The sequence below is a fragment of the Prevotella sp. AM34-19LB genome, assembly GCF_003468525.1.
Classification (GTDB): Bacteria; Bacteroidota; Bacteroidia; order Bacteroidales; family Bacteroidaceae; genus Prevotella.
In genome coordinates, this window is the sequence record NZ_QSIG01000034.1 from 1 (window position 1) to 20,686 (window position 20,686).

At 45.4% G+C, this 20,686-nt stretch carries 17 protein-coding genes, 1 tRNA gene and 1 pseudogene; 9 read left to right on the forward strand and 10 right to left on the reverse strand.

Annotated elements, in window-relative coordinates; genetic code table 11:
* The first annotated feature begins 1,206 nt into the window (after nucleotides 1-1,206).
* Both DW830_RS10790 and DW830_RS10795 read left to right on the forward strand, forming a co-directional pair.
* Nucleotides 1,207-2,307, forward strand: coding sequence for a replication initiation protein (locus DW830_RS10790; protein WP_119249897.1), 1,101 nt, complete (start codon nucleotides 1,207-1,209; stop codon nucleotides 2,305-2,307).
* Nucleotides 2,308-2,310: 3 nt separating this feature from the next.
* Nucleotides 2,311-2,544 carry a DUF4248 domain-containing protein gene (locus tag DW830_RS10795; RefSeq protein WP_233544486.1) on the forward strand — a complete coding sequence of 78 codons (234 nt, stop codon included), beginning with the start codon at nucleotides 2,311-2,313 and terminating at the stop codon, nucleotides 2,542-2,544.
* A 119-nt stretch (nucleotides 2,545-2,663) separates the two neighbouring features.
* Here the strand turns inward: DW830_RS10795 and DW830_RS15865 are convergent, their stop codons facing one another.
* Together DW830_RS15865 and DW830_RS10800 are read right to left on the reverse strand one after the other, a co-directional pair.
* Nucleotides 2,664-2,816 (reverse strand): hypothetical protein, encoded by a 153-nt coding sequence (locus DW830_RS15865; protein WP_158573479.1) that lies wholly within the window; start codon nucleotides 2,814-2,816, stop codon nucleotides 2,664-2,666.
* A gap of 190 nt (nucleotides 2,817-3,006) precedes the next feature.
* Nucleotides 3,007-3,984, reverse strand: a complete 978-nt coding sequence (locus DW830_RS10800; protein ID WP_119249898.1) for an ROK family protein — start codon at nucleotides 3,982-3,984, stop codon at nucleotides 3,007-3,009.
* Nucleotides 3,985-4,162: 178 nt separating this feature from the next.
* On the opposite strand from DW830_RS10800, the gene DW830_RS10805 reads away from it, so the two are divergent.
* The 6 genes from DW830_RS10805 to DW830_RS10830 are packed head-to-tail and all read left to right on the forward strand — an operon-like array spanning nucleotide 4,163 to nucleotide 10,517.
* Entirely contained in the window at nucleotides 4,163-4,840 is a 678-nt protein-coding gene (locus tag DW830_RS10805; RefSeq protein WP_119249899.1) for a LysE family translocator, read from the forward strand.
* Nucleotides 4,841-4,843: 3 nt separating this feature from the next.
* A complete protein-coding gene (locus tag DW830_RS10810; RefSeq protein WP_117662710.1) occupies nucleotides 4,844-5,398 on the forward strand; it encodes a DUF4924 family protein in 555 nt (184 codons plus the stop codon).
* 59 nt (nucleotides 5,399-5,457) lie between these two features.
* Nucleotides 5,458-7,044, forward strand: a complete 1,587-nt coding sequence (locus DW830_RS10815; RefSeq protein ID WP_119249900.1) for a peptide chain release factor 3 — start codon at nucleotides 5,458-5,460, stop codon at nucleotides 7,042-7,044.
* A 15-nt stretch (nucleotides 7,045-7,059) separates the two neighbouring features.
* On the forward strand, nucleotides 7,060-8,865 hold the full coding sequence (locus tag DW830_RS10820; protein WP_119249901.1) for a chloride channel protein: 1,806 nt from the start codon (nucleotides 7,060-7,062) through the stop codon (nucleotides 8,863-8,865).
* Nucleotides 8,866-8,886: 21 nt separating this feature from the next.
* A complete protein-coding gene (fmt, locus tag DW830_RS10825) occupies nucleotides 8,887-9,900 on the forward strand; it encodes a methionyl-tRNA formyltransferase (protein WP_119249918.1) in 1,014 nt (337 codons plus the stop codon).
* A gap of 44 nt (nucleotides 9,901-9,944) precedes the next feature.
* Nucleotides 9,945-10,517, forward strand: coding sequence for an L-threonylcarbamoyladenylate synthase (locus DW830_RS10830; protein WP_119249902.1), 573 nt, complete (start codon nucleotides 9,945-9,947; stop codon nucleotides 10,515-10,517).
* Between the two features lie 165 nt (nucleotides 10,518-10,682).
* Here DW830_RS10830 and DW830_RS10835 read toward each other — a convergent pair.
* The 8 genes and pseudogenes from DW830_RS10835 to rlmN all read right to left on the reverse strand — a co-directional run bounded on the left by DW830_RS10835 (nucleotide 10,683) and on the right by rlmN (nucleotide 17,655).
* Nucleotides 10,683-10,758: transfer RNA gene (locus DW830_RS10835), tRNA-His, on the reverse strand.
* A gap of 77 nt (nucleotides 10,759-10,835) precedes the next feature.
* Nucleotides 10,836-11,228, reverse strand: a complete 393-nt coding sequence (gene secG / locus DW830_RS10840; protein WP_119249903.1) for a preprotein translocase subunit SecG — start codon at nucleotides 11,226-11,228, stop codon at nucleotides 10,836-10,838.
* A gap of 68 nt (nucleotides 11,229-11,296) precedes the next feature.
* Nucleotides 11,297-12,103, reverse strand: a complete 807-nt coding sequence (locus tag DW830_RS10845) for a tetratricopeptide repeat protein (RefSeq protein ID WP_119249904.1) — start codon at nucleotides 12,101-12,103, stop codon at nucleotides 11,297-11,299.
* A 34-nt stretch (nucleotides 12,104-12,137) separates the two neighbouring features.
* Complete coding sequence (gene lptE, locus DW830_RS10850) at nucleotides 12,138-12,659, reverse strand: LptE family protein (RefSeq protein ID WP_199656121.1); 522 nt, start codon at nucleotides 12,657-12,659, stop codon at nucleotides 12,138-12,140.
* A gap of 40 nt (nucleotides 12,660-12,699) precedes the next feature.
* Entirely contained in the window at nucleotides 12,700-14,031 is a 1,332-nt protein-coding gene (locus tag DW830_RS10855) for a sigma-54 interaction domain-containing protein (protein ID WP_119249906.1), read from the reverse strand.
* Nucleotides 14,032-14,528: 497 nt separating this feature from the next.
* Nucleotides 14,529-15,617, reverse strand: a pseudogene (locus tag DW830_RS10860) (PdxA family protein); the annotation flags it as partial.
* 6 nt (nucleotides 15,618-15,623) lie between these two features.
* Nucleotides 15,624-16,571 carry a DUF4837 family protein gene (locus DW830_RS10865; protein WP_158573480.1) on the reverse strand — a complete coding sequence of 316 codons (948 nt, stop codon included), beginning with the start codon at nucleotides 16,569-16,571 and terminating at the stop codon, nucleotides 15,624-15,626.
* A 13-nt stretch (nucleotides 16,572-16,584) separates the two neighbouring features.
* The gene (gene rlmN, locus DW830_RS10870; RefSeq protein WP_117662725.1) at nucleotides 16,585-17,655 is read right to left on the reverse strand and encodes a 23S rRNA (adenine(2503)-C(2))-methyltransferase RlmN; all 1,071 of its coding nucleotides are present in this window, start codon (nucleotides 17,653-17,655) and stop codon (nucleotides 16,585-16,587) included.
* An 80-nt stretch (nucleotides 17,656-17,735) separates the two neighbouring features.
* Here rlmN and DW830_RS10875 point away from each other — a divergent pair, with 80 nt between their 5' ends.
* Nucleotides 17,736-20,648 carry a DUF4922 domain-containing protein gene (locus tag DW830_RS10875; protein WP_410524516.1) on the forward strand — a complete coding sequence of 971 codons (2,913 nt, stop codon included), beginning with the start codon at nucleotides 17,736-17,738 and terminating at the stop codon, nucleotides 20,646-20,648.
* Nucleotides 20,649-20,686: the final 38 nt, after the last annotated feature.

Consider the following 20,686-nt stretch of genomic DNA (forward strand, 5'->3'; position numbering starts at 1 on the left):
GATGGAATCGTTGATCTGTGTGCAAGCATAATACTTGCTGTCTGAGGTCTTGTCACCCGGCTTTGCCAAATGCTTTGCTAAACTAAAACTTACTGACATACTACTAAAATTTTAAAAGATGAATAACTCTTGTTGTGTATCGGACTCTTCCCGATTACATTTGCAAAGATACGACATCCGGCAGGGGCGAATTGCACACTTTGGTTCAAGATGGTTCACTTTCGTCCTTTTTGGTTCACTTTCGCTCAAGATGGTACTCTTTCTCCCACCTGATATGGAATGAGGGTTATATCCTGGTGAGGGGGATGTAAGCGACCTATATCCTGCTTTCGAGTGCCATATATGATGATTGCCTGCGTCATATATGATGATTGCTTATGTCATATATGATGGTTGCTTATGTCATATATGATACCTGTCTGCGTCATATATGATGCCGGCGGATGCCATATTGGGTGTAGTCTGATGCCATATAGCGTGTAGTAGGAGGGGCTGTATGGTGTAGTAAGATACCATCTGGTTTATAGAGACCACCCATCTCGGAAAGTGGGTATTCAAAACACGCCCATCTCGGCGAGTTTAAGCACCCATCTCGGAAAATAGGGGGTGTCAGACCACCCATTTCGGAAAGTGACGGAAAGTTAAGTGCTTGATAATTAAGTGGATAGATGCATAAAAATGGCCCTTATACTATACCATATATAGTAATATACATACTTTATTATACTTTTTATACTATACGTAAACGCGCGTGAGAAAACTTTTTTTTAGAAAAATTGATGGAAAATGTATTTTTTCTTCGTTTTTCTTGGTTATTTCGAAAAATAGTGTTACTTTTGCAATCGGTTAGCTGAAATGACATCAAAAGCTATGGCAAAAAACCGTAGTTGTCACGAGGCTGATGCAAATGAGGATTTTCAATTGCTCTGAGAGAAAAGGTGTGCTCTTTCCTGTCTCTCGTGAGTTTGGTATAGGATCCTTATCAGGGCATTCTGTGTCCGATTGATTCGAAGATAAGAATAATCGGCATGGAATGGATGGTAAGATTGTCTATACCAAACGGATGCCGACAAAAGAGCAAAAATCCTTTCGGGGAAAATATTGGTGTTCAAATTGTTATCTTCACCTATCCTTCTGTGTCGATTTCTTTTTAAAATATTAATTTGCCTACCTTGAAAAGGGCAGACAGCTAAACAAGGAAAAGAAATGACAACACCTAGAAACAACGTAATCTCCCTGCTGGGAGTTCAAGGACTGTCGCGAAACAATTATTCCGTTGTGCAGCTCAAGGTAGTTTTGGCTCTTATCAGCCATGCTCAGAAAGTGATTAACGACTATGTGGTAGATGGAGAAATGCCTAATAGGTCTATGCGTAAGTATCTCACACCCAGTCAACTGACTTATGGGTATTCTGCTGTCGTAATGCGCCTGTCTGAGCTTTGTGCAAGCACCAACCATTATGGTCAGGTGAAGAATGCTTTAGAGGATATGACGAAGCACAAGCCGATAGCCATTCCCTTTAAGTGTGAAGTGAACCAGGTGACCTATTATGCTGAATTTCCAAGACTTTTCTCTTGCGAATTCACCAAGATGGGAGGAAAACTGGCTGTAGAGTTCCGCTTCTCGAACGACTTGCTGGATTATTTCTACAGCTTCGACAAAGGGGTTACTCATATCAGGATGGATGTGGTGAACCAGTGCCGCAGTGCCTCGTCCATCAAGCTCTACATCATTACCCACTGTTGGGCTATCAAGGGATACACCCGTGTGGATCCCAGAAAGTTCGTGGCGCTCATGCATGGCAGCGAAGATTACTATAAGTATTATAGCGAACTGAACCTGAAAACCCTTCAGCCGGCACTCGCCGACCAGAAGCGACTCTACGACTTGGGTGTTGTAGATCAGTATGTTACCCTGTCGGCATGTTATCCTCAGGAGAATGAGCAGGGTGAAGATTGCCATGTGGGCTGGCCGGCATATCTCGTCTTTACCGTACATTATCGCAAGGAAGAGGAGGGGGTGGTTTCGGAGGAACTGCTGTCCCAGCGTCTGCAGCTGAAGATCAGACTGATGCATTTTTATGATGTGGGCGAGACGAAGGCGATAGAACTGAGCAACCAGCTCAGTATGGGTATGCTGGGCGACTTCGTGTGCTGGTTTGAGCGCAAGGAGCAGTATGTGGCAGAATGTATCCGCAAGAAGTTACCGATGAAGAAGGCGGCATATATCGTGACCGCCCTGCGTGGTTTCTTCAAGGATAGAGGCTGTTCGCTGGTGATAAACTATTCTGATCTTAAAAACAATTAGCTTATGCAAGATGCCAATCACAATAACAATATGATGATGGGCAAGGCAGATCTCGCCTTGCTGTATTTTCCTATGGCGGGCGACAAGATTACGGCTCGCCGACACCTGATGTCATGGATCAAGCGCTGTCCACCCCTGTGGGAGGGCATCCGCCAACTGGGCTATCATCAGCGGTGTCAATACTTTTCTCCCAAAATGGTGCAATTGATTTACCATTTCCTGGGAGAGCCTGGCTAAAGGCTGAATAGTGAAAATTATTTGTCATTACAGCTATTTACAGGCTATTTTAGCCAAAAATCTCCCTATAAGTCAGCAGAGCTGTGCTTATAGGGAGATTCTATATGATGGTGAAATATCTATGATTTCAGCTTTCTGATTTCCTCCAGGCTTAATCCTGTTAATTTTAGGATGGTAGCTTCATCGATATTCATTGCCTGCATCTTTCTGGCAATTTCAAGGCTTCGTTGGGACATACCTTTTTCCATACCTTCCGCTCTACCTTTTTCCATACCTTCAGCAATTCCTTCTTCTTTACCTTTTTGATATCATACTCATGGATGTGGTTTACACTCTATTTGCATCTTGAAAGCAGGATATTGCGATGATTGCAAAAAAAAGAGTTTGACGTTCAGAAGAACATCAAACTCTTTTTTACTTTTTATATGATAATCTCTAATGAAGAGAACACATCATCACATATTATAAATCCCAAGCTACTGCACTTGCACCAAGTACAGCTGCAGAACTGCCATCAAGAGTAGAAACAAGGAACTTAGCCTTGCCCTTGTAAATCTTGAGCACGTTCTTGTCGTAAGCTTCCTTCAAAGGCTTCATCAAGAGGTCACCAGCCTTGGTGAGACCGCCGAAGAATACGAATGCCTCAGGAGCTGAGAATGCAGCGAAGTTAGCGCAAGCCTCACCCAGCATCTTGCCTGTGAAGTCGTAGATGCGCTTAGCCAGAGCATCACCCTTGCTGGCAGCAACGCTGACATCGTAAGAGGTAATCTTCTCTGGATCCATCTCGCGGAGCAAAGAAGGCTCATCGCTTGTCTCCAGGAACTCGCGTGCAGTGCGAGCTACACCTGTAGCAGAGCAATATGTCTCCAAACAGCCTCTTCTACCGCAGCCACAAACACGACCAGCCTCGCCTGGAACCATGATAACATGACCCAACTCACCTGCGAAACCATCGCTTCCATAGAGCATCTGACCATTGATGACAATACCAGAACCTACACCTGTACCGAGGGTAATATCAATGAAGTTCTTCATGCCACGAGCAGCACCATAGGTCATTTCGCCAAGTGCAGCAGCGTTGGCATCGTTAGTAAGAGCTACTGGAATACCGAGAGCTTTGCTGAACATATCAGCCAAAGGTACAACACCATCGTGAGCCCAAGCCAAGTTTGGAGCAAACTCGATAGCACCCGTATAGAAGTTTCCGTTAGGAGCACCGATACCCATTGCCTTGATCTTCTCGATACCACCTACGGTCTCGATAATTGGCTGGAGTGCCTCTACAGATGCCTTTACATAGTCTTCTACCTTATCATAACCACCAGTTTTGATAGCTGTTGTTGCCTTGATTTCGCCACGAGCATCAACGATTCCGAACACAGAATTAGTACCGCCGAGGTCTAAACCAATAACGTACGGTTTTAATGTATTTTCAGTCATGTTACTTTTTTAATTAGTTAGAATTGTTTATTTATGCTGCAAAGATAATGAATCCTTTTGAAAATATCAACTTTTTCTTGTATAAAAAAGTATAATTTTAGAAGTTTTGGGCAAAAATATTGCAAATGTGCCCTTTTTTTTGTAACTTTGCCCGCTGTTATAGAATAATGTACGAAAAATGAGTTTAGCATTTCCAATAGAGATAAACATCCTTGACTTTATATTCAAAGGAATTATCATCGGAGTGATTGCCTCCGCCCCTATGGGGCCTGTAGGCATTCTTTGTATTCAGCGTACGCTCAACAAGGGACGCTGGTTTGGGTTCGTCACGGGCATTGGTGCTGCGTGCAGTGATATCGTATATGCACTTTTCACGGGTTTAGGTATGAGTTTCGTGATGGACTTTGTGAATAATGCGCAGAACAAGTTCTACCTGCAGATTTTCGGTAGTGTATTGCTGCTGGTGTTCGGAATCTATTGTTTCAAGAGTAATCCGATGAAGAATATGCATAAGTCGAGCAATAAGCAGGGTACTTTATGGCATAATGGTATAACGGCTTTCCTGGTTACCTTGAGTAATCCGCTCATCGTGTTTCTCTTTATGGCTACCTTTGCACAGTTTGCCTTTGTGGTTCCGGATATGCCGCTAGAGATGGGTGTGGGATATCTGAGCATTATGTTTGGAGCCTTGTTGTGGTGGTTTGGACTCACCTGGCTCGTCGATAAGATCAGAGGTAAGTTTGATACAAATGGAATCCTTATCATCAATAAGGTGATAGGAAGTATCGTGATTATTTTCTCAATCATCGCTCTTTTTGGAACGATGTTTAATCTTTATCATTTACCAGAATTTTAAGTTATGTTTGTAGCACAGAAATTAAGAAAAGAAAGTATTGCAGAATACCTCTTATATATGTGGCAGATTGAGGATATCATCCGTGCCTATGGATGCTCGCTGCCGGTGATTAAGAAAAACTATATCGAACGATTCGATTTCACTCCTGAGCAGAAAGACGAGGAACTCGATTGGTTTGGAAATCTCATTCGTATGATGAATGAAGAAGGCAAGCGTGAGAGCGGGCATCTTGATATTAATAGAGTGTTATTGCAGGATGTCATTGATCTGCACGGCAGACTCCTTCAGAGTTCAAAGTTCCCTATTTACAATGCTGAGTATTACAAGGTGTTGCCTTTTATCGTTGAGTTGCGCAACCGTGGTGATAAGGATATTAATGAGGTTGAGACTTGTCTCGATGCACTTTACGGAGTAATGATGCTCAGATTGCAAAAGAAGGAGATTACCCCTGAAACAGAGAAAGCTATCAAGGAAATCTCAATCTTCGTGGGTTTGCTCAGTGATTACTATATCAAGGATCGTACTGAAGGCTTGAAGTTTGAAGATGACGATATGTAGTGATTATTTTTTAGTGATTAGTGATTTTTTTTAGGATATACATATAATATATATTATTGATGAAAGAGATTGAAAGAAGAAGAACGTTTGCCATTATTTCGCACCCTGATGCTGGTAAGACAACATTGACCGAGAAGTTCCTGCTCTTCGGTGGACAGATTCAGGTGGCTGGTGCCGTTAAAAATAATAAGATTCGTAAGACAGCAACTTCCGACTGGATGGATATCGAGAAGCAGCGTGGTATTTCCGTATCAACATCTGTGATGGAGTTCGACTATCTGCCTGATGGTCAGAGCGGCGAGCCTTATAAGGTGAATATTCTCGATACCCCGGGTCACCAGGATTTCTGCGAGGATACTTATCGTACTCTCACCGCAGTGGACTCTGCTATCATCGTGGTCGATTCGGCTAAAGGTGTAGAGGCACAGACCCGTAAGTTGATGGAGGTGTGCCGCATGCGCAATACTCCGGTTATCATCTTCATCAACAAGATGGACCGTGAGGGACGCGACCCATTCGATGTTCTCGATGAGTTGGAAGAAGAATTGAAGATTTCCGTTCGCCCATTGTCTTGGCCTATCGGTCAGGGCGCCCGATTCAAGGGTGTTTACAATATCTACGAGCACCAGCTCAACCTTTTCACACCTAACAAGCAGCGTGTTACCGAGAAGGTAGAGGTGGATGTGCAGTCAGAGGAACTCGATGAGCGAGTAGGCGAGCGTGAGGCAAGCCAGTTGCGCGAGGAACTGGAACTGGTTGATGGCGTTTATCCTGAGTTTGATGTAGAAACCTATCGTTCTGCAGAAGTGGCACCGGTATTCTTTGGTTCAGCCTTGAACAACTTCGGTGTGCAGGAACTTTTGGATTGCTTTGTGCAGATTGCTCCATCCCCAAAGCCAACCAAGTCTGAAGAGCGTATGGTAGAACCAGAAGAGCCTAAGTTTACTGGTTTCATCTTCAAGATTACTGCAAATATCGATCCTAACCACCGTTCATGTATTGCGTTCTGCAAGATTTGTTCAGGAAAGTTTGTGCGTAATCAGCCTTACTACCATGTGCGTCTCGACAAGACTGTGCGCTTCTCTTCACCTACTCAGTTTATGGCGCAGCGTAAGAGTACCATCGATGAGGCTTATCCTGGCGATATCGTTGGTTTGCCAGACAACGGCATCTTCAAGATTGGTGATACTCTGACTGAGGGCGAGAAGATTCACTTCCGCGGATTGCCATCGTTCTCTCCACTTCTCTTCAAGTATATCGAAAACGATGACCCAATGAAGAGCAAGCAGTTCCAGAAGGGATTGGAGCAGTTGATGAACGAGGGTGTTGCACAGTTGTTCGTCAACCAGTTCAATGGTCGTCGCATCGTGGGTACCGTCGGTCAGTTGCAGTTCGAGGTTATCCAGTATCGCTTGGAGAACGAGTACAATGCCAAGTGCCGTTGGGAGCCTGTTCACTTGCATAAGGCATGTTGGATTGAGGCTGACGATGAGAAGGAATTGGAGAACTTCAAGAAGCGTAAGTACCAGTATATGGCAAAGGATATTGAGGACCGCGATGTGTTCCTCGCCGATTCTGGCTATGTGTTGAGTATGGCTCAGCAAGACTTCGAGCATATCAAGTTCCATTTTACATCAGAATTCTAAAATTTCAGCATGATAATGGATGAAGAGTTATCTGAATACAAACAAGGCAGGATAGAAAGATTTGTTGTCTGGCAGAAGGAACATATTTCCGACCGCCAGATGACCCTTATCCTAGCTTTTGTGATAGGTTTGCTCGCTTCTGTAGCAGGTTTCTTCCTGCATGGTATCGTGCATGAAATACAGTTGCTGCTTACTTCCGGGTTCCAGCAGAGCACTTATAATCTGCTCTTCCTGCTTTTCCCTATCGTTGGTATTTATCTTACCTCACTATTTATCAAGTATGTGGTGAGGGACAATATTTCGCATGGTATTACCCGTGTGCTTTACGCCATCTCGACCAAAAATTCCCGACTTAAGGGACATAACTGCTGGTCTTCGGTGGTAGCTTCCGGTATTACCATTGGTTTCGGTGGATCTGTTGGAGCCGAGGCACCTATTGTGCTTACCGGTTCAGCCATCGGTTCTAATCTGGGACAGATTTTCCGTATGGATAAGAAGACCATGATTCTGCTGGTGGGCTGTGGAGCAAGTGCTGCTATTGCGGGAGTCTTCAAGGCTCCAATCGCAGGACTCGTCTTCACCCTCGAGGTACTGATGGTAGATCTCAGTATGGCTTCACTTCTGCCAATCCTTATCAGTTGTGTCACTGCTACCTGTTTTACCTATATCTTTATGGGTGAAAGTTCGCTTTTCGATTTTACTCTTACCAATCCATGGGAGTTGAATCGTACTCCAGCATGTATCCTGTTGGGTATCTTCTGCGGTTTGATGAGTCTTTACTTCATGCGCACGATGTCATGGTGCGAAGGTCTTTTTGCCAAGATGAAGAATCATCCTTATTGTAAGTTGGTTTTTGGTGGACTCATTCTCAGTTCGCTCATATTCCTTCTTCCTTCTCTTTATGGTGAGGGATATTCGGCAGTCAATGTGCTTCTCAAGGGGCAGAATGAGGCAGAGTGGGGGCAGGTAATGAACCGTTCTCTTTTCTCCGGTCATGAAAATTTGCTGATTCTCTATATTGGCTTGGTTACCTTTACCAAGGTTTTTGCCACTTCGGCAACCAATGGTAGTGGAGGATGTGGTGGAACCTTTGCTCCTTCGCTTATCATCGGTGGATTTGCTGGTTTCTTCTTTGCCCGACTCTGGAATGTTTACGAGGTAGGTGTTTATGTGCCGGAGCAGAATTTCACCTTGATGGGTATGGCTGGATTGATAACGGGGGTGATGCATGCTCCACTTACCGGTATTTTCCTTATTGCCGAACTTACAGGTGGTTATCAGCTTTTTATGCCACTTATGATTGTGTGCATATCTTCTCTCCTTACCATCAGTATCTTTGAGAGCCATAGTATCTATGCCTTGCGTTTGGCTAGAGAGGGAAAGCTTCTCACGCACCACATTGATCGTGCAGCGCTCACTCTGATGAGTATGCAAAGTTTGGTTGAGAAGGATTATCATCCAATCAAAGAAGATTTGCCGATGGAAAAACTGGTGAGTGAGATTAGTCGAAGTAATAATAATTTCTTGCCTGTGCTCGATGAGGCGGGTGTTTTACTGGGAGTTATAGATATCACCAAGATTCGCCACATCATCTTCCGAACAGAACTCTATAAGCATTTCAAGGTGAAACAGCTAATGTTGCAGCCTTCTGCCGTAATTAGTGAGAACGAGAGGATGGATGAGGTGATGCAGAAGTTTGATAAGACTGATGCCGCACAGTTGCCAGTAGTAGATATTAATGGTGTGTTGAAGGGCTATATCAGTCGTACCAAGGTATATGAGGTATATCGTCACATTGTGGCAGATATGTCTGCAGAGTAATAATATTAATCAATGAACAGTATGACAAAGAAAGATTTAAGAATCATATTTATGGGAACTCCAGAGTTTGCTGTGGAATCCCTCAAGTGCCTTGTAGAGGGCGGCTACAATGTGGTGGCTGTGGTTACTCAGCCTGATAAGCCTGTGGGCAGACATCAGGACACTTTGCAACCTTCTCAGGTAAAGCAGTATGCTGTAGAGCATGGACTGCCAGTGCTTCAGCCCGTGAAGATGAAGGATCCTGAGTTCCTGGAACAACTTAAGAGCTATCAGGCTGACTTGCAGGTAGTGGTGGCATTCCGTATGTTGCCAGAGGCTGTGTGGGCAATGCCTAAGTTTGGTACCTTCAATGTTCATGCAGCCTTGTTGCCTCAGTATCGTGGTGCTGCTCCTATCAATTGGGCTGTTATCAATGGCGAGACAGAGACGGGTGTTACTACCTTCTTCCTCGATCACGATATAGATACAGGTCGTATCATTATGCAGAAGCGTTTCCCTATTCCTGACGAGGCGAATGTTGAGTATGTATATGACGGATTGATGCATTTGGGGGCAGAAATTGCTTTGGAAACTATCGATCAGTTGATTGCAGCAGATGGTAATATTTCGAGTATCGCTCAGGAAGAATTCATCGGTGAGGGGGTAGAACTCAAGTCTGCTCCTAAAATATTCAAGGAAACTTGCTGCATTGATTTCCACAAGCCTGCTAAACTGGTACACGATTTCATACGCGGTCTCTCACCATATCCTGGCGCTTGGACCAACATCAAGAAGAAAGATGCCGTGAAAGAGCAGGTGCTTAAGATATTCAAGACCAGAGTTAGTGATGATTCTCGTGGTATGGCACCTGTAGGATGTTTTAGAATAGAAGGCGGACATCTGCAGGTAGCTTGTATCGACCATTGGCTCAATATCTATGAGTTGCAGCTTGCTGGTAAAAAGCGCATGGAAGCTTCAGCCTTCCTCAATGGAATGAAGGATATTTCTTACTACGAATGTCAGAAAGCACCCAATACAGATGCAGGATTACAGTAATTTGGATTTAAATTTCAAAGTTCAATTTTCAAACAGTTAAGAAAATGACTAGAGAAGAAGATATTAAGAATGCAGTAGAATGCATGCGAAAGGGTGGAGTGATTCTCTATCCTACAGATACAGTTTGGGGAATCGGTTGTGATGCTACTAATCCTGAAGCTGTGAAGAAAGTATATGAGATTAAGCAGCGCGACGATTCTAAGGCGCTTATCTGCCTCATAGACTCGGCTGATCGTATGGCTCGTTATTTTCGTAACGTGCCTCAGGTGGCTTGGGATTTCATCGATGCAGCAATGCCTGTTAAGCCTACTACCATCATCCTGGATGATGCGAATGGTGTGGCTAACAATCTTGTAGCAGAAGATGGTAGTTTAGCTATGCGAGTTACTTACGAGGAGTTCAGCAAGCAGCTTTGCTATCGTTTCCAGAAGCCTATCGTAAGTACAAGTGCCAATGTTAGTGGCGAGCCGGCAGCTCAGAACTATCGTGATATCTCTGAAGAGATTCTGAATGCGGTAGATTACGTGTGCTGGACTCGTCGTCAGGAGCATAAGCCTCACCAGCCTTCAAGTATCGTTAAGATTGCCAAGAACGGCGAGGTAAAGGTTATCAGATAATCATTTATATTGATTGTTGACTATGAAAAAGCCTGCTTAGAGATTTTTCTCTTAGCAGGCTTTTTCATAGTCTATATTCTAATAGTAGATATATCATATAACAAAAACTAATATGATCATATAACAATAAACCCTGCAAGAAATTACTCTTGCAGGGTTTATTCTGGGTGGAAGGTGGGACTCGAACCCACGACATTCAGAACCACAATCTGACGCTCTAACCAACTGAACTACGTCCACCATTTTCTTGTAAGCGGGTGCAAAGGTACGAAAAAAAAATGATTCCACCAAATTTTTTCGTACCTTTTTTTCGATTTTTTATTTTGCAGGGCTGCTTGGCACTACAGGAGCTGCCTTTTGAGCATCTGCACCTGCTGCTGGAGCCTCTTTCTGAGCACCTGCTGCATCCTTGCTAGCACCTGGCATAGCTGGAAGAGCTGTCTGCTCCTGAGTTGCACCCTCCATTACGCTACTTTCGCCTGCTGCCTGTGGAGCAACGTATGCGCAAGCTACGCTGATTACTACCATAAGAGCTGCAAGACCCCATGTAATCTTTTCTACGATGTCGGTAGTCTTGCGTACACCCATGATGGAATTGGTTGAAGAGAAGTTAGATGCCAATCCACCTCCCTTTGACTCCTGGATCAGCACGATGAGAACCATCAGGATTGAAACCAGGACGATTAATACTACAAATAATGTGTAAGCCATTTTTTAATTTTAAAACTAGTTTTATTATTATTATTTTATTTATTTCTTTTCCCCCTTTGCAGGATATTTTATTTCTTTGCATTCAGTATCAGCTTCCCCAGGAATCTGAGCTGATCTACATAATATGCACTCTTTTGTGGGTGCTGCTTATGCAGACGATCGATAATCTGATAGGCTCTCTCATACTTGCCCTGCTTGATGTAGATTCTTGCAAGGGTTTCTGTAAAGATTCCGCCGTTATCGCTTGACTCGTTATGGGGAGTTGCTTCGGCAGGTTCAGTTCCTGTATCAGTTTCTGTATCTGATCCTATATCTGCTCCTGTCTCAGATTTTGTTTCAGATTCCTCTGTGCCGTTGATTTTCTCCAGATTAAAGCCGCCTTCCTCTATAAAGTCATCGATGAGACTGATAGTACGGGATGGTTGTTCCATCTTCTGTTCTGTCTCGGTCTCCATCAAGTACGATACGTAATCTACCGCAGCATCGGCTGGAGTAGGCTTGCGCTTCTCTTTCTTCTTCTCATTTTCCTCGTTATCGGTAGGAATGGAGTCGAGGAAGTGATCAATGAGGCTGCTGGTGCGATCTTCTTTCTTCTTGGCATCAAGAATGCCCATACCTTGTGGCTTAGTCTGGGTACGCTTGAGCTGATAGTGAGCAGCCTCTATCATTTGGAAGATGACCTTGCGATCTGAGATATAGATGGCTGCTCGGCGAAGTTCTTCATCGAAGCTAGGGTCGTGGAGTAGGTATAGGTTTTTCAACATCAGTAGGCGAGCCGTCTGATAGTACGGATAAAGAGCCAAGAGCGCACGTAGGTCGTAGAGCGTCTCTCGGTCCATTTCCTCAGGATGTTGTATTAATCTATTTAATTCCACGATGTTTTGCTATTTTCTTTGAATATTGAATTTTTTACCAGTTAGCTACAGTTGCATTGAATATCTGATCAACCAAATCCTTTACCATCTGGGTAACCAGCTCTTCCTGCACAGATGCCAGGCTCTGAGTGGTATCGTAGGTCTTGGCGGAGGTAAACTGTCGCTCGAAGTCCTCGTTGTGGTTTTTGGTATTGGTGAAGCGGACGTTCACTGTAATGCTCAATTCTGTCTGTGCAGAATATCCCTCTGCACTCACCGACTTGTTACGCTGTGAATATTGGGTGATTTCTCCCTCTATCTTTAAATCTCCGTTTCTGGAAACCTGGCGCAGCTGAGTGTTGCTGGCAAACTTGTCTTTCAGCTCATTGTTGAACAACGGACCCATAGGTCCCCAGACATACGAGCTTCTGATAGGGAAGTCGGCCAACTGAATGGTCTTGGTCTTGGTATAGTCAATGCTGGCTCCGTTAAACGTGTAGCTTACGGAGCATGCAGCCGTAGTTCCCATTACCAATATGATGCCTATTATATATAGGTACGCGCGTAAGTGCTTCATTTTTTTATTCTTTATTTTTATCTTTCCCAGCAATGAGTCGTTAATCATTTCCGAGCCCGTATTTCTTGATTCTTCGATAGAGGGTGCGGTCGGAGATTCCCAATTCATCGGCTGCTTTTTTTCTGTTGCCGTTGTTTCTCTCCAATGCTTTTTCTATCATCTGCCTGCCCAGCTTGCTAAGGTTAAGCGATTCGTTCTCGCTCATCTCTTCGTTGTCGAAATCCTTGATTTCCTCTGCTTCTACTTCCTGGGCTTCTGGTCGGGAATGTATCAGATCTGGATGAGAGTTCAGCATGTCCGAGTGAGACTGTATGATATCCGACGTACGAGATGATGTCACATCTATTGGATAGTTTGCGGGTATGATACTGTTGTCTATCGGTTGTGATTGAGAGAACCCTTGGGCACCGTTCAGTCCGCGCGCTTCATCAAGTTGTTTTCTCAACGAGTTCATTTCGCGTCTCAAGTCGCTTACGTTTCCTCTTAATTCGTACAGAATCTTATAGAGAATTTCTCGTTCGCTTTCATAACTGTGCTGCCCTACGTTCTGTTGAGGAATCGGGGCCAGCTGTGTACTCTCCTCATCTTTTGGGATGAATTGGAGAAGTGCATCCAGTCCGATTTCTCTTTCTTTTGAGAGTACCGACATCTGCTCTGTGATATTCTTGAGCTGTCGTACGTTTCCTGGCCACTTGTATTTCAACATCAGTTGCTTGGCATCTTCCGAAAGCGAGATTTTCGGCAAGTGGTATTTCTCAGCCATTTGCATGGCAAAGAGACGGAAGAGCAAGAGTATGTCACCGCCACGTTCGCGCAAAGGAGGCATCTGGATAGGAATCGTATTGAGGCGATAGTAGAGATCCTCACGGAATCTTCCTTCGCTCACCGCCTTACGCATATTCACATTGGTGGCGGCTACGATACGCACATTGGTCTTTCGGATTTCTGTGCCTCCTACTCGGATATATTCACCAGTTTCCAGTACACGAAGCAGGCGGGCTTGCGTCTGGATGGGAAGTTCTCCTACCTCATCTAGGAAGATGGTTCCCTTGTTGGCTATTCCGAAGTAACCTTCGCTTTCTCCGATGGCTCCAGTGAAGGAACCCTTTTCGTGTCCGAAGAGTTCGCTGTCAATGGTTCCCTCTGGGATGCTGCCGCAGTTGATGGCGAAGTATTTCTCTCTTCTTCGTGGAGAATTGTCGTGGATGACTCTTGGAATGATTTCCTTACCCACTCCGCTTTCTCCGATGATGAGCACGGAAAGGTCTGTCGGTGCCACCTGTAAGGCAACATCGAGAGCACGATTCAATCCGTCGCTGTTTCCGACGATATTGTATCGTTGTTTTATCTTTTGAAGTTCGGAATTATCCATTTAGCTGCCAAAATTACACATTTTTTTTGAATTATCTGCTTTTTTCGTCCAAAAATAGGTTATGGAGAGCAGAAAATAGGTGATTTTTAACTTTTTCGCCTATCTTTCTGCTCTTTTTCCTTAATTTCTAGTCTTGTATCAGGCTGATATTGCTGCTGGAAACATACAAGTTCCAGCAGCTAATTTCGCCTCGTTTTTTACTCTTTAGAAGCTGGCTTCTGACCAGCCTGAACTGCAGAGAGAACAGCTGAGAGAGCTGCAGCTGCCTGTGCTGCCTTCTGCTTGTTAGGCTGTTGAGCTTTCTGATTATTGTTCTTCTGCTCATTGTTTCTTGGAGCATTGTTCTGCGCCTCCTTCTGCTCATTGTTTCTTGGAGCAATGTTCTGTGCCTCCTTCTGCTCGTTGTTTCTTGGAGCATTGTTCTGTGCCTCCTTCTGCTCATTACCCTTAGGCGCTCCCTGTTTTCCGTTCTTGGATGGGAATGGAGATGGAGCATGCTTCTTTGGAATAGAGAAGCGAACCTTTTCACTTTCGTCTCTCTTCTCGTGATAGAGTTTTGGCAATGGGTTTGTACCCACCTCGTCGCTTGTTTCGCGATGGCGGAAAGCATCGAGTGCCGTGAAGATAGCATGGCGGAATGATGTTGGGTCTGCCTCGTTGCAGCCTGCCATGAAGTAGCAAGGAGTAGTGTTGGCTGCGGTATGGATGAGTGGCAAGCCTGCAGTGTAGAGCACGCCATCCTCGTTGTAGAGAGCATGGAATGGCACGGTAGCCTGATCGTAGTACATTGCCATGATTCCATCGAATTCGCTGAAGTAACCGCTGCCGAAGAATTCGTCTGCAGGGTAAGGACCAAACGCCTGGATTCCCTTGTCAGCAAGGTGGTCGATAGCCGGGATGATGATTTCGCGTTCCTCTTTGCCGCAACTCTGTTCCTCGTTGATGCTAGGATTCAGAGCTAGTACGGCGATACGTGGATTGGTGATGAGGAAGTCGCGCTTCAATGTCTGCCAGAGCAATGTTGTCTTGCTCACGATACTTTCCTGACTGATTGCACCAGCTACTTGAGCCAAAGGTGTCTTTTCTGTGATAGCTGCGATACGGAGGTCGTCTCCGATGAGGATGCTCAGGGAACTGTTGCGGTCGCCGATGCATGTTTCGATGTACTCCTTGTGTCCCTTGAAGGTATATCCTTCTATTTTGACGTTCTGACTGCTTACTGGTGCTGTAATCAAGACATCGTAGAGATTGTTGCGATAGTCGGTCATAGCACGGTCGAGTGCTTTGATGGCTGCAGCTCCTGATTCATCAGTAGGAAGTCCCATATCTACCTTAACCTCTTCATCTACGGCTGCGAGGAGGTTGATACGTCCATCTTCAGCATCTTCAGCTTTCTGGATGATAGAGAACTGGGCTGGCAGATTCATCGCCTTGCGATAATAAGCTGCCACTTTAGGTGAACCATAGATGATTGGGGTGCAAAACTCCAACATCTCTGGCTCACTGAATGCCTTAAAAATGAGTTCATATCCGATACCATTGGTATCTCCGTGGGTGATAGCCACCCTGATTTTCTTGTTGTCCATTAATACTTATTTTATAGTAGAAATCGCAGCTTCGAGCTGCTTGATTAATATTTTCTTTTTCATTTCTGGAGCATAGACGAAGCCGATGATGTAGAGGTTGTAGCCTTGCTGAATTTCAGCTTGGCTTGTTGACTTATGAATGCAATGCATGACATAAGGGCCTCCCATGGCATCCCCCTTCATCTCCCAGATCCCTCTTTCAGAAAGAACTGGAATCACCATGTACATGCTGTCGGTTTCGCCGAGCATATTGGTTCGAAGAATGCTGTCAATCTGAGCCTTGTCATTTACATGAAAAGCATTTGAATTCTTCATTCTTCGTTCTTCACTCTTCACTTTAAACACGAGCAGGTTTTGCATTCCCGTACTTGCATTATTCGAGATCCAGATGAAGTCTTTTGCTTTTTTGCTGGCGTTCATCGAGACCGGAATCTTCATGTCAATTCCAAACATCTTCTTGATTTCGTCCTGCATCTCCTTGTTTTGTTTGCTGGGGTTGCTGGAGATGATATCTGCCAGATGTTTCAACTCTACCTCATTCACGATTTGGCGGAGTTTTTCGCTATTGAGCTTTTCCAGCAACTGCTGTGTCGAGCGGGCGGTAATGCGGATGATATTCTGCGGTGCAGCATTTTCGTCGTGGCTCAGCCTGACGGAGAAATCCCGCTCTCCGATATTCACGATGATTCGGGTTCTGACGAGCAGATAGCTGCCTTGTGTCTTGCCCTTTTTCACCTGAATCAGTCGGCAGAGTGGTTCGGGTTGGGGCAGTCCTGTCACATCCTCCGTCAGCATCTTGGTTACGATGCTGTCGGTATCACCCTCGAGTACCACCTCGTAAGGTTGTCCCGTGCTGGCTGGCTTTTTCCTGTTCTTACCTGTTATATCGCAACTTGTCAGGAGAACGAATATAAGATAGAACGGGAAAAGAAACGTTATCGTTTTTCTCACCATTATGTTATTCTCTCTACATCTCCTCTTTCTGCTTCTCATCCTCATGATGTCGGATTTCTCCGATCTTTTTCGAGGTGCTGAGCAGACCGCAGGCTGCATAGATGTCCTGGCCGCGGCTGGCACGGATAGTGGTGAAAACACCATGGGAAGTGAGGTAATCACGGAACTGCTCCATCTTCTCATCGTTCACACCCTGCAGCGGGATGTCGGGAATCTGATGGAAGCGGATGAGATTGAAACGGCAATCGAGCCCCTTCACCAGTTTGATGATGGCCTTGGCATGCTGCATACTGTCGTTCACTCCCTTGAATACGATGTACTCGAAACTCAGGCGGCGCTGATGAGAGAAATCGTAGTTCTTCAGAAGCTCTACCACCTGTTCTATACTCATTCCGCGTTCAGCAGGCATCAGTTCTGCACGTTCTGATGGTATCGGGTCGTGCATCGAAATTGCCACATGGCATTCGCTCTCTTCCAGGAATCGCTTCAGCTTATTCTTCACGCCCACAGAACTTACAGTGATTCGTTTCGGACTCCACGCCCAACCGTAATCGGCGGTGAGAATTTCAGTGGCACGAAGCACATTGTCGAGATTGTCCATCGGCTCGCCCTGTCCCATGAATACGATGTTGGTGAGCTTGTCCACCTCAGGCAGCGAGTAAATCTGGTTCAGGATGTCGCCGGCAGGTAAGCTACCCTCGAATCCCTGCTTTCCGGTCTGGCAGAAGAGGCAGTTCATTTTGCAGCCCACCTGTGATGAAACGCAGAGGGTGGCACGGTCTTTATCCGGGATATAGACCGTTTCTACGAATTTGCCGCTTCGGGTAGGGAAGAGGTACTTGATGGTACCATCCACAGAGTATTGTGCGTCAGAGAATTCTGCGCATCCTATTTCGTATTCGGCAGCGAGCTTGGCACGGTTGGCTTTCGAGATGTTGGTCATCTCATCAATGCTCTTTACGTGCTGCTCATAGAGCCACTTCGCCATCTGTCCGCCGGTGAAGGCAGGCATGCCGAGATCCTTAGCCACCTGCTTCAATTCAGCAAGTGTAAGACCTAAAAGATATTTTTTTTCATTATTCATACTGCAAAGATACGCTTTTTTGCTGAAAAATTCGTATCTTTGCCACATATTTTAATATAATAAGCTAAAATAAGGTGAAAATGAGAGAAAAAATAGATCTTTTCTTGCCTTGTGACGACCTACAGGAAGCTAGATTTACGACCATAGATCTTCACGAAGACAAAACAGTACAGCATATCAACCTCCTGGTGAGCGCTGACTTCGCTGCCCAGCATCCGGTGCCGGAAGGTTGCACCTTCATTGCCGTTGACCGCCTTGAGAGTTCTAACACAGTAGAGAGCATCGCAGAGAACACCGATGCCGACTATGTGTTGATCTGTACCAAAAATACAGATATCCGATGGGGCAATCTCGCATTGGAGCGTTTTCTCCGTGTGGCTGATGACACGGGAGCGGTGATGGTTTACTCCGACCATTATACGATGGTGTTGGATGAAGACAAAACAGCCAAATTCCAGGCTTCATTGGGTGAAGATGCTTCTGAACTGGAGAAATCACTGAGAGTTCCTAAGTTGGAAAAGCATCCGGTAATCGATTATCAGCAGGGTTCACTTCGTGATGATTTCGATTTTGGAAGCCTCTGGCTCATCAAGGCACAGGCTCTCCGTGATTATGTAGCTCAGCGCGATCGTCAGGAATATCTCTATGCAGGTCTCTACGACCTGAGACTTTATCTGAGTCGAGTGGGAGAAATCTTCCATATCAATGAATATCTCTATACCGAGACCGAGAGGGATAATCGCAAGAGCGGTGAGAAGCAGTTCGACTATGTGAATCCTCGTAACAGGGAGGTGCAGATAGAAATGGAAAAGGCTTGTACCCAGCATCTTGGCAAATTGGGCGCTCTGATTGATACCTGTTACTATCGTCAGCCGAATTTTGATGAGCAGGATTTTGAATATGAGGCATCCGTCATCATCCCGGTTTTCAATAGAGAGAAGACCATCGCAGACGCTGTGTTTAGTGCAATGAGCCAGAAGACCAATTTCAAGTTCAACGTCATAGTCGTAGATAATCATTCTACCGATCGTACTGGAGAAATCGTGCAGGAAATAGCTGATAGCACGAACTGGGATGTAGAGAAACTTGATTTGGTATATAAGGAGGGAAAGGTAAAATATTCGATGCAGGGAAAGCTGGTTCCACGTCTCTTCCTGCTCCAACCTGCAAGCAAAGACCTTGGAATAGGTGGCTGCTGGAATCTGGCCATCTCTAGCGAGTTCTGTGGAAAGTTTGCTGTTCAGCTCGATAGCGATGATCTCTATTCTTCTCCCGATACACTGCAGAAGATAGTAGATGCTTTCCATCAGCAGAAGGCTGCGATGATTGTGGGTTCTTATCGTATGTGCGACTTCGATCTGCAGACCCTTCCTCCTGGACTTATCGACCATAAGGAGTGGACCGAGGAGAATGGCTGCAACAATGCCCTGCGCATCAATGGATTAGGTGCTCCTCGTGCTTTCTTTACCCCGTTGGCAAGACAGATACAGTTTCCTAATACCAGCTATGGCGAGGACTATGCGATGGGCTTGGCTTTCTCTCGCCGCTACCGCATCGGCAGAATCTATGAGGAACTCTACCTCTGTCGTCGCTGGGGAGGAAACTCTGATGCAGCCCTCAGTATAGAAAAGGTGAACGCCAATAATCTTTATAAAGACCGTTTGCGCACCATGGAGTTGAAGGCACGTCAGCAGATGCTGTTGGGAAAGGCTGATATCATGGAAGATAGCAGTATTTCCCGATTCTTCAATCGACAGTTGGAGCAATGGGAGGAGGCTCGACATCGTTATCGCGACCTCAAGCACGTAGAGACCAAGACGCTCTCTGAGTTTGTGAAGTTGCAGTGGAATCCGGCTCGTATGGTTAGCACGGGAGCCAAAATCGACAAGAAGGCTTTGAGCGAGCGCCCTTGCTTCCTCTGTGCTTGCAATCGTCCGGAAGAACAGATGGTGCAGCAGATAGACGATAAGTTCCAACTTCTGGTGAATCCGTTCCCTATCTTGCCAATCCATTTCACGATCCCGGCACGCAAACACCAGTATCAGCTCATCTATAAGAACTATGGTGAGATGCACAGATTCCTGAGTCTGCACAGCGACTTGATGGTATTCTATAATGGTCCGAAGTGTGGAGCTTCTGCTCCAGACCACCTGCATTTCCAGGCTGGTTCTAGTGGACTTCTTCCTTTGCAGGCAAACTGGCAGCGCCTTTCCCGCAATCTTACCGACATCATCTCGCTGAATGATGATGAGAAGATTGCATTGGTTCGCGATTTCATCGTGCCAGCCTTTGTTATCATCTCGAAGAGCGAAGAGAGTGATGAAACCCTCTTCCGCCGACTTTACAAGGCTTTGCCTCATCGTGGCGACGAGAAAGAGCCAATGATGAACATCGTTGCCTGGCGTAAGTGTGAAGAATTCATCACTGTGGTTATCCCAAGAGAGAAACATCGACCAGATGCTTACTTTGCTGAAGGGGATGCACAGGTGATGGTTTCGCCGGGAGCACTCGATATGAGCGGACTCATCATTACTCCTCGTGAGGAAGATTTCCGTAAACTCACCGATGAAAAGGCTACTGCTATCTTGCAGGAATGCGGTATCAGTCCAGAGAAGGTAGAGACTATCGTTAACAAGCTGAAGGCGGCAAAGGAAGCAAAGGCTGCTGTCGGAGCTTCTGCCTTATATGATAATGGTAAGGAGCCTGAGGTGACTGTGGGAATCGTGAGTGCGCAGAAGGTTCATTTCATACTCAACAAACCTTATCTTGCCAAGGGAGAAATCGTGATTGGTGAGCAGGAGGTGGAATTCTCCGAAGGTGGTGTGCTTTGGAATGGAAATCAGTATAGTTCACTTACTTTCCATCCGCAGAGTCCGGATGCCTCTTTCTCTTTGAGTGATGTAACCATCGGTGTGAACTTCCATTGGGAGCGCAAGGAAACCCAGACTTTCCTGGGTACGCTGAGATTCCTGGTAGAATCTGATAAGATTTAGCCATTAATGAGCTGCCTGTAGAAAAATATCTGGAGAGT